At 61.1% G+C, this 12,586-nt stretch carries 11 protein-coding genes; 7 read left to right on the top strand and 4 right to left on the bottom strand.

Annotated elements, in window-relative coordinates; translation table 11 throughout:
- Window positions 1-106: 106 nt before the first annotated feature.
- Window positions 107-439 carry a hypothetical protein gene (locus J4G32_RS02465; protein WP_210483932.1) on the bottom strand — a complete coding sequence of 111 codons (333 nt, stop codon included), beginning with the start codon at window positions 437-439 and terminating at the stop codon, window positions 107-109.
- A 195-nt stretch (window positions 440-634) separates the two neighbouring features.
- On the opposite strand from J4G32_RS02465, the gene J4G32_RS02460 reads away from it, so the two are divergent.
- Together J4G32_RS02460 and J4G32_RS02455 are read left to right on the top strand one after the other, a co-directional pair.
- Entirely contained in the window at window positions 635-2,689 is a 2,055-nt protein-coding gene (locus tag J4G32_RS02460; protein ID WP_210483930.1) for a hydantoinase/oxoprolinase family protein, read from the top strand.
- Window positions 2,686-4,398, top strand: a complete 1,713-nt coding sequence (locus J4G32_RS02455; RefSeq protein ID WP_210483927.1) for a hydantoinase B/oxoprolinase family protein — start codon at window positions 2,686-2,688, stop codon at window positions 4,396-4,398. The genes J4G32_RS02460 and J4G32_RS02455 overlap by 4 nt, the downstream gene beginning before the upstream one ends.
- Before the next feature lie 16 nt (window positions 4,399-4,414).
- Here the strand turns inward: J4G32_RS02455 and J4G32_RS02450 are convergent, their stop codons facing one another.
- The 3 genes from J4G32_RS02450 to J4G32_RS02440 are packed head-to-tail and all read right to left on the bottom strand — an operon-like array spanning window position 4,415 to window position 6,377.
- Complete coding sequence (locus tag J4G32_RS02450) at window positions 4,415-5,557, bottom strand: DegT/DnrJ/EryC1/StrS family aminotransferase (RefSeq protein ID WP_210483924.1); 1,143 nt, start codon at window positions 5,555-5,557, stop codon at window positions 4,415-4,417.
- Window positions 5,557-5,967: a RidA family protein gene (locus tag J4G32_RS02445; RefSeq protein ID WP_210483921.1), complete on the bottom strand. Its 411-nt coding sequence runs from the start codon at window positions 5,965-5,967 to the stop codon at window positions 5,557-5,559. Before J4G32_RS02445 ends, J4G32_RS02450 begins: the two co-directional genes overlap by 1 nt.
- Entirely contained in the window at window positions 5,967-6,377 is a 411-nt protein-coding gene (locus tag J4G32_RS02440) for a hypothetical protein (RefSeq protein ID WP_210483918.1), read from the bottom strand. Before J4G32_RS02440 ends, J4G32_RS02445 begins: the two co-directional genes overlap by 1 nt.
- Window positions 6,378-6,423: 46 nt before the next feature.
- Here J4G32_RS02440 and J4G32_RS02435 point away from each other — a divergent pair, with 46 nt between their 5' ends.
- The 5 genes from J4G32_RS02435 (at window position 6,424) to J4G32_RS02415 (ending at window position 12,526) form a co-directional block, all read left to right on the top strand.
- Window positions 6,424-8,019, top strand: coding sequence for a GMC family oxidoreductase (locus tag J4G32_RS02435; protein ID WP_210483915.1), 1,596 nt, complete (start codon window positions 6,424-6,426; stop codon window positions 8,017-8,019).
- A 130-nt stretch (window positions 8,020-8,149) separates the two neighbouring features.
- Complete coding sequence (locus tag J4G32_RS02430) at window positions 8,150-8,914, top strand: SDR family NAD(P)-dependent oxidoreductase (RefSeq protein WP_210483913.1); 765 nt, start codon at window positions 8,150-8,152, stop codon at window positions 8,912-8,914.
- Window positions 8,911-9,645 carry an SDR family NAD(P)-dependent oxidoreductase gene (locus tag J4G32_RS02425; RefSeq protein ID WP_210483910.1) on the top strand — a complete coding sequence of 245 codons (735 nt, stop codon included), beginning with the start codon at window positions 8,911-8,913 and terminating at the stop codon, window positions 9,643-9,645. The genes J4G32_RS02430 and J4G32_RS02425 overlap by 4 nt, the downstream gene beginning before the upstream one ends.
- The gene (locus J4G32_RS02420; RefSeq protein ID WP_210483907.1) at window positions 9,642-10,883 is read left to right on the top strand and encodes an amidohydrolase family protein; all 1,242 of its coding nucleotides are present in this window, start codon (window positions 9,642-9,644) and stop codon (window positions 10,881-10,883) included. Before J4G32_RS02425 ends, J4G32_RS02420 begins: the two co-directional genes overlap by 4 nt.
- 59 nt (window positions 10,884-10,942) lie before the next feature.
- Window positions 10,943-12,526 (top strand): ABC transporter substrate-binding protein, encoded by a 1,584-nt coding sequence (locus J4G32_RS02415; RefSeq protein WP_210483904.1) that lies wholly within the window; start codon window positions 10,943-10,945, stop codon window positions 12,524-12,526.
- Window positions 12,527-12,586: the final 60 nt, after the last annotated feature.

Raw genomic sequence — 12,586 nt, 5'->3', positions numbered from 1 at the left:
CCGCGTCATGTACCTCTACGAGACTGACGAACGGATTCGGCGGAGATTATTTCGCGATAGTGGCGGCGCGAACACGCTGCGCCGCCTGATTCAATCGGTCTTCCGATCAGTAGCAGCCCCAGCGATTGCAGTAGCCACGGTAGTAGCCATAGGGCCGGTAATAGCCGCCATAATAGGGCCGCGACTCCGCCGCGATAACAGCGCCCCCGATGATCCCGGCGGCCGCCCCGACGGCAACAGCGTTGGCGGTCGCATTCGAATTCGCAACGTTCTGCTGATACGTTGCGTTCGTGCATCGGCCGTAGGCTGTCGTCCCCGGCCGCAAGCCGGCATCCATGCAAACCGCCTGGGCACTCGCCAGCGATTGCTCAGCCGTTTGGCAGCCGGCGAGAGAGAGCGCAACGGCTCCAATCGCACTGATTGTCATGATGATACGCATTCTATTCCCCTTCAGCTTGCACCTCACATAGAACAGTGCAACCGCATCGACAATGTTTGGCAGATGGGCGGGTGACACTCGGCGCAGCGTCGGCATGGGTCGGGAGGAGAAGAAACACCGCTGTGCGGCCTTGATCTCCCGGTTGCCAGTCTTGTAAGACAATAATACAAATTGGCTTTACCGCCCTGGAGCGTCATGCAGTCAAAATACAGGATCGGTGTCGATGTCGGAGGCACCTTCACGGATTTCACCGTGCTTGATCAAAGCGATGGTGCTGTGCACTTCTTCAAGGTCTCATCCACGCCCCACGACCCGTCTGAGGCGATCGAGGAAGGCCTCCGTCTCATGCTGGCCCAGAACAGCATGGACGCGGCTGATGTGGTCTATCTCGGGCACGGCACCACGGTGGCGACCAATATCGTCATTGAACGGCGCGGCGCGCGCACCGGTCTCCTGACGACAAAGGGCTTCCGCGACGTCCTCGAACTCGGTCGCCAGGCGCGCCCCTCCATCTATGACTATCGCGTTCAGAAGCCGCCGCCGCTTATTGAGCGGGATCTGCGATTGGAGGTGACGGAGCGCGTCGGCCCCGATGGGGAGATCATCATCCCTCTCGATGAAACATCATTGCGTTCCGCTGTGGCGGCGTTGGCAGAGCAGAATGTGGACAGCGTCGCGATCTGCTTCCTGCACAGCTATCGCAGGCCGGAGCATGAGCAGCGCGCGAAAGCCCTCGTTCGCACCTTGATGCCCGATGCCTATGTAACCGCTTCGTCCGACATCTTGCCGGAGTTTCGTGAATTCGAACGGATGTCAACGACGGCGGTCAACGCTTTCGTCGGGCCACGGATGGGACAGTATCTGGAACGCTTCAAGGAGCGCGTCCGCGCCGTCGGCATTCGGGTCGCTCCCTATACGATTCATTCGAATGGTGGGCTGATGTCCATCGAAACTGTCAAGGAAAGTCCTGTTCGCACCTGCGTGTCCGGTCCTGCCGCTGGTGTTGTCGGCGCGGCGGAAATCGGACGCGTGGCTGGATTTGCGAACCTCATCACCTTTGATGTGGGCGGAACATCGACTGACGTATCCCTGATCGCGAACAGCATGCCGGCCTTCACGAGCGCCCGCCTCGTGGCGGGGTACCCGGTCAAGACCCCCATGCTGGACATTCACGTGATCGGCGCTGGAGGTGGTTCCATCGCGTCTATCGATGAATCCGGCGCTCTGAATGTGGGGCCTCGCTCCGCCGGTGCATCGCCTGGGCCCGTCGCCTATGGCAAGGGCGGTACGGAGCCCACCATCACGGATGCCAATCTCTGTCTCGGCCGTCTCGACGCAGGCATGCTTCTGGGCGGGCGGATGCAGGTTGATCTCGAGGCCTCGCGACGGGCCATCCGTGACCTGATCGCCGAACCCCTCGGACTGTCACTTGAAGAGGCGGCCCACGGCATCCTTCAAATTGCCAATGCCAACATGAGCCGTGCCATCCGGTCTGTCTCGATCGAGAAGGGCTACGACATTGGTGACTTCGCTTTGTGTGCCTTTGGGGGCGCAGGGCCTCTTCACGCCGCAGATGTCGCTGTCGAATGCGGCATTCCCCTCGTGCTCGTTCCCCGTGAACCCGGCACGGTTTGCGCGCGCGGGATGCTCCTCACCGATCTGAGTTCCGACTACGTCCGCAGTTGCTTCTCGGACGCGACCCCCTCCCGCTGGACCGAGGTCCTCGCCCTGTTCCAAACGATGGAGGGGGAGGGTGACCAGTGGCTGTCCCGGGAGAATGTAGCCGCCGAGAAGCGACGGTTCCGCCGGGTGCTCGACGCGCGCTATCGCGGACAAAATTTCGAGATCAAGGTCGCGTGCGATGGGTTGGGGGCTGATGACCTTCCTCAGGCCATCGAGCGATTTCACGAAGCGCATATCAAGGAATATGGCTATGACATCCGTCATCGGCCGGTCGAATTCGTCTCTGCGCGCGTCACCGCCATCGGGGCCGTTGAAAAGGCGCCGCAGAGCGAGATGGCCGGTGGCCCTTCACTGGAAGCAGCCGTGATCGGGCGGCGGCCTGTTTATGTCGACCGCCGGCGCGGATGGTGCGAGGCGACGATTTACCAGCGTCAGAATCTGCCCTCCGGCGTTGCGTTTCCAGGGCCTGCCGTCGTCAACGAAATGAGTTCGACCACAATCATCCTTCCGGACCAAACCGGCTCGATCGATTCCTGGGGCAACCTCATCGTGAGGATCTCTCAATGAGCACAGACCGCATCGCCGATCCCGTTCAGATGGACGTATTCTCCAACCGTCTTCTGGCAATTGCCGAGGATATGGGCTCGATCCTGATCCGATCCTCCTTCTCCTCGAATATCAAGGAGCGGCGGGATTGTTCGACGGCTTTGTTTGACGCCTGCGGCCGGCTCATTACGCAGGCCGATCATATTCCCATTCACCTCGGAGCCATGGTGGGGGCGGTTGAGACCATTCTCTCCCGTCACACGCTCGATTCCATGGCGCCCGGCGATGCCTTCATCGCCAACGATCCCTATCTGGCAGGTGGAAGTCACCTCCCCGACATCTCGATCATCAGCCCGGTGCATCAGGACGGGGTCGTGCGCTTCTTTTGCGGCAACATCGCCCACCATGCAGATGTGGGAGGCAAGACCCCCGGCTCCACCTCAGGGGTATCGCGTTCGATTTTCGAGGAGGGCATCAGGATCCCGGTGATCAAGATCGCCCGCGGCGGATCGATTGATGAGGACCTTCTCGAATTGATCGCGTGCAACACGCGCGATCCGGAAGAGCGCTTGCTCGATCTGCGCACGCAGATCGGTACCAATCAGCGCGGCGCGGTCATGCTGCTTCAATTGATCGATCGCATGGGCTGGGATTCCGTGTCCCAGGCGATCGAGGATATCCTCACCTACACCCGCCGCCGGCTGAAGAACCGGATCGCGGCCCTGCCCGACGGTTCTTATCGCTTTGAGCGGGCCATGGACGATGACGGATTTCCCGGCGCGCCGGTTCCCATTGTCTGCACGGTGCGGGTTGCTGGCGATAGCCTCGAGCTGGATTTTGAGGGATCCGGCCCAGAGGCTCGCGGGGCGATCAACCTGCCTGACAGCGCACTGAAGGCTTCCGTCTATTACTGCGTACGCGCCGTGCTTGACCCGGGGCTTATGCCAAACCAGGGCAGCATCGATCCGATCGTCATCAAGGCGCCTGAGCGGTCGATCGTCAATCCGCGCGCCCCTTCGGCCGTTGCTGCGCGCGCTGTGACCTCAAATCGCCTATGCGGCGCCGTTTTCGGGGCTCTCTACCAGGCAATGCCGCCAGAGGCGGGCATGGCGTCATGCAACGATTCCACCTCGGCCATTTCAGTTTCGGGTTGGCACGCCAAGCGGGAGGCAACCTACGTTTATCCGGAAAGCATGGGAGGCGGCGCAGGCGCTTTTTCTGATCGGGACGGAATGGACGCGGTGCATGTGCACACAGTAAATTCTACCAATCTCCCAGCAGAGGCGCTTGAGCTCGAATATCCGCTGATCCTCGAAGAATATTGCCTTGTGCCGGATTCCGGCGGAGCCGGTCGCTTTCGCGGCGGCATGGGGATGGCGCGGCAGATCCGCATACGCGAGGACGGGACAACCTTTTCAGCCCGTTCCGACGCCCATATCGTGGCGGCGCCTGGAATCTATGGCGGCCTTCCCTCCAGCGTGACACGTATCACTCGCAATCCCGGGACGCCGAACGAGGAGATTCTGCACTCCAAGGCGTCGGGGCTGACGCTTGAGGCTGGCGAGACGATCCGCGTTGAAACCCTCGGGGCCGGCGGCTACGGCCCTCCGGGAGAGCGCAGTCTCGAGGATCTCGGACGCGACCTCCGGCAGGATAAGGTCACGCGCGCGGCAGCCGAGCGGGATTACGGCGTCGACATGGTCGCTCAGGCCCTGCGCGTCCCTCGTTGACGCCGTCTTCAGGCCATCATGCTCGCGCGCTTTCGCGCAGGACGCGCGCAACTTCATCGATCTGTTCAAGGTCGAGATGAGGACCGATCGGAAGGCCGATCAAGCGGCTGCACGATCGTTCCGTGACCGGGAACGTGCCAGGCTTCAGGCCCATATCCGCATAAACCGGCTGGACATGCATGGGCGGCGCGTAGGAGAGGCTGGTGCCAATCCCGGCATCGGCCAGCCTCTGCCTGACGGCGTCACGATCGGAAACCTCGACGACGTAATTCCTCCAGGCATGTTCGACATGATCCGCGACCTTGGGAACATCCACCAAACTTCCCTGCAGGCCGTCCGCATAGCGCCTAGCCTGAGCCCTGCGCGCTGCCAATGTGTCATCAAGGTCGTTCAGCTTCACACGCAGGATTGCAGCCTGCACCTCGTCGAGCCGTTCGTTCGTCCCATCGGTCTCATGATGCAGACCCTGTGGAATCCCACCTGCATGGATCGCACGATGACGGGATCGTGTCTGACCGTAGCCTGAAATCTTGCGAAGCCTCTCCGCAAGATCGGCATTCTCAGTCAGGCACGCGCCGGCGCTGCCGTAAGCCCCGAGATGTTTCGTCGGTGCAAAGCTGAAACAGGTGATATCGGCAATGGTCCCGACTTTCTGCCCGGCGATCGTGGCGCCAAGGGCAATGCACGCATCCTCGACGATGGCGAGGCCGTGGCGATCGGCAATTGCCCGAATCTCGTGCAGCCGGGCGGGGTGTCCGAACAGGTCGACTGGCATGATGGCCCGCGTGCGCGGCGTGATCGCGCCTTCCAGCGCGTTCACATCCATGGTCCGGCTCTCGGGCTCCACGTCGACCCAGACGACAGTGGCACCGGTGAGACGGATAGCGGACGAACTTGCGATGTCGGTGTTGGAAACCGTGATGACTTCATCGCCTGGGCCGATTCCGAGGGCCAGCAGGGCGATCTTCAGGGCGGCCGTGCCAGATCCCACGGTGACCGCATGCGAGGCGCCGTTCCACGCGGCAAATTCCTGTTCGAAGGCAGGGACCTCGTCGCCCCAGTCGAGGCGGCCGCTTTCAAGAACGCGTTGGATGGCTGTGTCAATCTCTCGCTTACGGGCGCGATAGAGCTTGGCGTGATCGTAGAATGGAACCGCCATTATGCGGACTTCTCAGCGGGCAGATACGCAATCACTTCGACCTCGATCTTCACCTCGGGAGAGCCAAGCCCGTAGACGATGATGCCGGTGTGGGGAGGCCGGTGCTCACCGAAGAATTTAAGACGGGCTGCTGTGACAGCCTCGCGGTCGTTGCGATCGACCATGATGGTGTTGATCTTCACCACATCGGTCGGCTTGGCCCCCATGTGAGCCAGCACCCTTCCGATATTGCGGTAGACCTGCTCCGCCTGTGCGCCCGCATCATCGATTCCGACCCACTGGTTGTTCTCATCGCGTGCGACCTGCCCGGCCACGTAAATGAAATCGCCCGCGCGGGCCGCATGTTCGTATGAGGATGCGCGGGCAACGTCGGGCGGGCTTGCAAGGTGGATGCTGGCGGTCTTGGACATCAAAGTCTCCTTCTTCCGGCTTGGGTCTGGATGACCTGCGCCAGAAGCGCAGGATCGAAATGCTGTGGCTCGGGCTCGCCGCTGGTCGCGATGGTGCGAATGCGTACGGCGACAAGCGGCGTCGTGTAATAGGCGCCATACAGGGCGAGGAGAAATCGCTCGAACACGTCTGGCTCACACTGTTCAAGATCCCGCAATGCGGAGAGGCGCTGAGGCGCCGTCATATCTGTCAGCGTTGACGCATGAGAGAGCATCCGCGATTTAACGTCATCGTCGAGAGCCTCCAAAAATGCGAAGTCATTTCCTAAGGCAAGCGACGCACTCGGCCAATCTTGATCTCCCGGGATCAATGTATCGATAAGGATCGATACAGATCGTCTGACATCGGGCAGTTGCTTTTCAACTTGCATATTTTTTGTGTCTCATGAGATGCTTCTGTCGTAATTGGAGTTCTTCATGAAGGACGTGAGTGCGGATGTTGTCGTCGTGGGTGCCGGCCCGACCGGGAGTGCTGTGGCTTGGCGTCTCGCGAAGGCTGGGCAAAGCGTCGTTTGCATCGAACGCGGGGACTGGTTTCCCTATGATCAAATCAAGCGCGAAGCGCCGGACTGGGAGTTGCGTCGCGGCTCGGTCCTGAGTTCCAACCCCAACGTGCGCCGCGGCCCATTCGATGTGCCTGTCGATGACCGGTTGAGCCCTATCAAACCGATGGTCGGCCATGCGGTTGGCGGCAGTTCCATCTTCTGGTCCGCGCATGTTCCGCGGTTCCGCCCAGAGGATTTTCGCACGGCGTCGGTAGACGGAGTCGGCGCCGACTGGCCCATCAGCTATGACGATCTGGCGCCCTACTACGAATTGAACGAGCGGCGTGTGGGAACCGCGTTCGCCGTCGGTGACCCCTCGGCCCCGCCGCACGGGGATCACGGTCTGACACTCCCGACCATTGGCGCGCATGGACGCCGCATTGCCCGGGCCTTTGACTCGCTGGGTTGGCACTGGTGGCCGGTGGATCTTGTGGTCGGCCAGGCGGCGGATGAGCCCCAGACTTCCCACTGCGATCACATCGGGCCTTGTGACCTCGGATGCCCGAGCCGCATCCGTTCGGGCGCAGATCGCGCCTATATGTCCGACGCCATTGCTGACGGCGCGCGACTGATGACCCGGACCCGCGTGGTGCGTCTCGTTCACGACGAGACCGACCGTGTCACAGCAGCGATCTGCGCGACGGATGAGGGGATGGTGCGTGTTCGCGGAAAGACGTTCGTGCTCGCGGCAAACGGGATGGGGACACCCCGCCTGTTGCTCCTGTCGCGCTCGGAAAGATATCCCCAGGGCCTCGCCAATCGGTCCGGCCTGGTCGGGCGCAACCTCATGCTGCATCCCTACGCTCGCATCGATGGCCTGTTCGACGCTCGAACAGGCGCGTGGGCTGCAGGCGAGAAGGCCGGGCTTGTCTCGTTCGAGTTCTTCGCTACCCGCCCTGAAAACGGGACCGTTCGCGGGGTGAAGCTCCAACTGACTGGCGGGCCGCCGCCCGTGGCTTTGGCCCGCGGCGCGACAGTGGGACAGCCTTTGCCTTGGGGGGCTGGACATCATGCCGCTTTCGAGGCGCGGTTTGACTGCTTGTGCGGATTTACCGTCTGCGCGGAGGATCTGGCGGACGAGAATAACCGGATCGCCCTTTCCGACACGATCGTGGATTGCGACGGACTGCCCGCCGCGCAGATGATCTACAGCATTTCCGACAATTCGCGGCGCCTGCTGGATTTCGGGATGGCGCGAGCCGAGGAGGTCCTGCGAGGGGCAGGTGCGATCGAGATTTTCCCCACGCCGTTGCGGACGGAAACCGGCTTCCATCTCATGGGAACCGCACGGATGGGAGATGACCCGCGCCGCTCGGTCGTCGACCAATGGGGGCGGTGTCACGACGTCCCGAACCTGGTGATCGCCGATGCCAGCGTGTTCGTCACATCCTCTTCCATCAATCCGACCGCCACGGCCCAGGCATTGGCCCTGCGCGCAGCTGATCAGATTGTAGCGCAAGGCGGCTGACCCCAGCATCGATTGGTGAATTCCTGGACCGGAACGCGGAGCGCGCGCCGACGACTGCATCATACAAATCCTGTCTTGTATTACAAGTAGACAGTGGTACTGTCGGCCCCTCAAAGACTGTGGAGGTCTCGTGCGGTTTCATGACAAAGTAGCGATCGTGACGGGCGGTGCCGCGGGCATGGGACGTGCGACAGCCCTTGCTTTCGCTCGCGAGGGCGCGAGCGTCGTTGTCGGCGATATCAACGACGAAGCCGGCAACTCGCTCGTGGCGGAGGCTGAGGCCTTCAATGGCAAAGTCCTCTACCGCCACTGCGACGTCTCTCGTGAAGCCGACCTGGAAGCGCTGGTTGCGGCGGCAGAGCAGCACTACGGGCGTCTCGACACGATTTTCAACAATGCGGGGATCGAGCAGCCGGTGACGCCCTCGACCGATGTCACCGAGGAACTCTTTGATCGAGTCATTGCGGTCAATCTCAAGGGGGTCTTTTTCGGGTGCAAGCACGCGCTCCCGGCGCTGCTACGCGCTGGCGGCGGGACAATCGTCAATAACTCTTCGGTCAGCGCATTCGCCAACGTGGGCGGTAACCTCTCTTATGCCGCGTCCAAGGGTGCTATCATGTCCATGACACGCGTCCTTGCAATCGAATATGCAAAGAAAAATATCCGCGTGAACGCCATCAACCCCGGCGTTATCGATACTGATATGAACCGGCGCAACCGGGATCTGGCCGCAAACGCGGACGAGATCGAGCAGCGGTGGCGTTCGATCACGCCGCTGGGTCGGATGGGTACCGGCGATGAAATTGCGGATGCGGTGCTCTTCCTGGCGTCGTCCCAATCCTCCTTCATCACGGGCGTCGGACTTCTTGTGGACGGCGGCCGGGTAGCGACATGAGCGGTCATTTGCGCGGCAAAATAGCGATCGTGACCGGCGCCGCCCGTGGCATCGGACGGGCGGTCGCGACGTCTTTCGCAGCGGAGGGGGCCAAGGTCTTCGCGCTCGACCGTCTGGGGGACGAGGTTGCGATGCTCTCGTCTGTTCAAGGCATCACAGCCCGCCAGATGGATCTCAAAGACGCCGGTAGCGTCGCCGCCACGTTCGCGGATATCGAGGCCGAGACCGGCCGGATCGATATTCTTGTCAACAACGCCGGTATCATCTTCTTCAAGCCGATCGAGGAGACGAGCGTCGAGGACTGGGACGGATTGCAGGCGGTGAATCTGCGTGGGCCTTTTCTCTGTACCCGCGCGGTCGCGCCGGGGATGAAAAGGCGTAGGGCCGGCGCAATCATCAATGTCTCCAGCAATGCAGGCGTCAAGGGTGGAAACGACGAGAGTGCCTACTGCGCTTCGAAGTTTGCGATAGAAGGGTTCTCACGCGCGCTGGCGATCGAGTTTGCGCCATACAATGTTTCGGTGAACACGATCACGCCAGGACATCCCGTTCACACCGCGATGAGCGAGACGACCTATAACGCTGAGACGCGAAAGATCTGGAAGGATCCCAGCGAACTTGCGCCTGCTTTCGTCCACCTCGCACGACAGGATGCAGGCGGTCTTAACGACCGTCATGTGCGGGCGTGGGACCTTGTGGTCGAACTGCAAAAGAAAGGATCTAACGCGTGATTCTCATACGGGTCGGGACGCTCATTGACGGGACCGGTGCCAAGCCGATCGAAAACGTCGCGATCCTGATTAACGGTGACCGAATCGAGGCCGTCGGTCGTGCTGCGGATATCGGTGTGCCCGAAGGGGCGAAAGTGATCGATGCCCCCGCCGCAACAGCGATACCCGGCCTCGTCGACGTTCATGTGCACCTCGCCTATAGCGGAATTGTCGACAAGAGCGCGTTTCGCGCCGAACTCGCGGAACTGTCCTATCCACTCGTCGCGCTGCGGGCTGCGTCCTACGCACGAGATACGTTGTTGCACGGCTACACATCGGTGCGCGATATGCACGCACCAGGGGGCACGATTATTGATCTGCGCGATGCGATCAATGCCGGCTATGTGGAGGGACCGCGCGTTATGGCGTGCGGGCTCGGGCTGACGGTGACCGGTGGCCATATGGATCAGCCTGGCTGGGGCGATCATGCGTCTTTCCGTGACATGACGTATCCCTGCGACGGTCCTATCGCGTTTCGAGCTGGCGTTCGTGCTCAGCTCAAACGGGGGGCCGATTTCATCAAGCTTAATCCGTGCGTGTCCTTTCGCAAGGATCCGGACACCAAGCCGTATCGGTTTGAGATGAACGTTGATGAAATCCGAGCCGCCTGCGAGGAGGCCCATGAGCAAGGCGTGCATGTGGGAGCGCATACGTCGGGTGGGCCGCCCCTGCGCGCGGCGATCGAGGCGGGCTGCGACACTGTCGAACATGCCCATTGGATTGATGACGAAACGCTTGAGCTTATGGTCAAGCGCGGGACCTATCTGGTTCCGACCCTTCTGGTCAATAATACCTCGTCCGCCACGGCCGCCTCCGACCCCAGCATGTCGAAGGGTTCCAAGCGCTGGTCCGAACTTTCGCAAGAGGCGATGTGGGAGCGCCTGACCCGTGCCAAGCGAGCGGGCGTGAAGGTGGCGACAGGCTCGGATGCCGGGTTCATGCTTGCACACGGGGTTACTAACTCGGGCGAGATCGAATTGCTTGTCGAGGGCGGATACTCGCCGCTCGAGGCAATCTGCGCAGCGACCGCCACTGGCGCTGATCTCATGGAAATCGATGCCGGGCGCCTGATAATGGGCAAGCTTGCGGACATCGTTCTCGTGTCTGGCGATCCACTCGCCGACATCACGATCCTGCGGAAGAGGGAGAATCTGCAGGTCTTCAAAGGCGGGCGGGAGGTGCTTGCGCCGAGTGTCTGAACGGACGACCCGACGTCAGATCCGGGCGGCCAACCACAGGGAACAACAAAGGGAATTCAATGCGTAAGCTGATGATGACAACGGCGTTGGCGTTGAGCCTCGCACCCATTCTGGCCCATGCCCAGTCCAGCGACTTTACGATCGTGTTCGCGGATGACAGCACGTCCGATGTGACCTTCGATCCTCGTGTCACGCAATCGCGCCATGAGGAACAGGTCATCGCACAGATCTTCGACCAGTTGGTCGTTGGCGATGCGGATGGAAAGCAATATCCCGGGCTTGCCAAATCATGGAAGATGGCGCCGGACAACACCTCCGTCACTCTGGTCCTGCGCGACGACGTGACATTCCATGACGGCACCAAGTTCAACGCCGAGGCGGTCAAATTCACCTTCGATACGATCGTCGACCCAGCGACCGGCTCGCAGGGCGCCATCGACATGATTGGTCCGTACGCGGGCGCAGATATCCTTGGACCCTACGAAATCCGCATCAACTACAAACGTGCTTTTCCGACAGCGGTCGACAGCTTTACCGAGAATGAGCTGTCGATTGTCAGTCCGACTGCCGTCAAGACGCTTGGCGGGACAGGCTTTGCTCAGGCACCGGTCGGAACCGGACCTTTCAAATTTGTCAGCTGGGAGAAGGGAAAGCAGGTCGTGCTTGAGCGCAACCCGGACTATAAATGGGGGGCGTCGTTTTACTCCACACAGGGTCCAAGCAAGGTCGCCAGGATCATCCACCGCTACATCCCCAACGCCGGTACGCGGGTTGCGGCTCTTGAGGCCGGCGAGGTTCAGCTCACGGACCTGACCCCACCACTGGACATGAAGCGGCTTGCCGATTCCGGCAAGTTCACGACGATGACGGGCATTGCAGCCGGCGTCCCGCTGTCGTTGATGTTCAATACCTCCAAGGGGGCTCTGCAGGACATCAAGGTCAGGCAGGCGTTTATCACTGCGGTTGACCGCCCGCGCCTTTCACAGAACCTGTTCTTTGGCTTCGCAAAGGCCGCCTGGGGGCCGCTAGCGCCGTCAACACCGGCCTATTGGAAAGGCGTCGAGGAGTACTACAAGTTCAACCGCGACACGGCCGGGAAATTGCTCGACGAAGCCGGCTGGAAAATGGGTAGCGGTGGCATTCGCGAGAAGGACGGTCAGCCTCTCCAGATCTACTATCCCACTCTCCTGGAGCCCGAAACGTCGGTCGCTCTTCAGGCCGATCTCAAGAGGGTCGGAATCGACCTCAAGGTTGAAAACGTCACAAAGGCGAAGCAGGACGAACTCATTCTCACCAATGGCTACGACGTCGGCGGCATTCGGTGGGTCTACAATGATCCCGCGGTGCTGCGCATTCCGTTCGACTCGAACAACATTCCCGAACCGGGCAAGTTCAAGTTCAATTGGATGCGCTGGAAGAACGCCGATCTTGACAAGACACTGGCATCGGCCGCGACCGCCTCATCGCCTGAGGACCGGCTTAAACTGTACGCGGATGCGCAGAAAATGATCATGGATGCAGCCGTGTTCATGCCTATCCACGATCAGATTGAAACGATCGCTTTGACCAACAAGATCACGGGAGCACGCTTTGCTCCGGGAAACTGGCAATTGCGCCTCTACGACGTTCGCCCCGCTTCGTAGCGTAACGCAACTAGCGCGTCCCGGGTGGACTTTCGGGACGCGCACTCTTCAATTCATCCG

It is taken from the genome of Microvirga antarctica, from assembly GCF_017921815.1.
GTDB lineage: Bacteria > Pseudomonadota > Alphaproteobacteria > Rhizobiales > Beijerinckiaceae > Microvirga > Microvirga antarctica.
The sequence above is the reverse complement of the archived record's forward strand: the minus strand, read 5'-3'. Positions and strand labels throughout refer to the sequence as shown.

What these genes read in the sequence shown, in the direction of transcription:
- J4G32_RS02465 (WP_210483932.1), bottom strand. Translation starts at nt 439, where the DNA reads ATGCGTATCATCATGACAATCAGTGCGATTGGAGCCGTTGCGCTCTCT.
- J4G32_RS02460 (WP_210483930.1), top strand. Translation starts at nt 635, where the DNA reads ATGCAGTCAAAATACAGGATCGGTGTCGATGTCGGAGGCACCTTCACG.
- J4G32_RS02455 (WP_210483927.1), top strand. Translation starts at nt 2,686, where the DNA reads ATGAGCACAGACCGCATCGCCGATCCCGTTCAGATGGACGTATTCTCC.
- J4G32_RS02450 (WP_210483924.1), bottom strand. Translation starts at nt 5,557, where the DNA reads ATGGCGGTTCCATTCTACGATCACGCCAAGCTCTATCGCGCCCGTAAG.
- J4G32_RS02445 (WP_210483921.1), bottom strand. Translation starts at nt 5,967, where the DNA reads ATGTCCAAGACCGCCAGCATCCACCTTGCAAGCCCGCCCGACGTTGCC.
- J4G32_RS02440 (WP_210483918.1), bottom strand. Translation starts at nt 6,377, where the DNA reads ATGCAAGTTGAAAAGCAACTGCCCGATGTCAGACGATCTGTATCGATC.
- J4G32_RS02435 (WP_210483915.1), top strand. Translation starts at nt 6,424, where the DNA reads ATGAAGGACGTGAGTGCGGATGTTGTCGTCGTGGGTGCCGGCCCGACC.
- J4G32_RS02425 (WP_210483910.1), top strand. Translation starts at nt 8,911, where the DNA reads ATGAGCGGTCATTTGCGCGGCAAAATAGCGATCGTGACCGGCGCCGCC.
- J4G32_RS02415 (WP_210483904.1), top strand. Translation starts at nt 10,943, where the DNA reads ATGCGTAAGCTGATGATGACAACGGCGTTGGCGTTGAGCCTCGCACCC.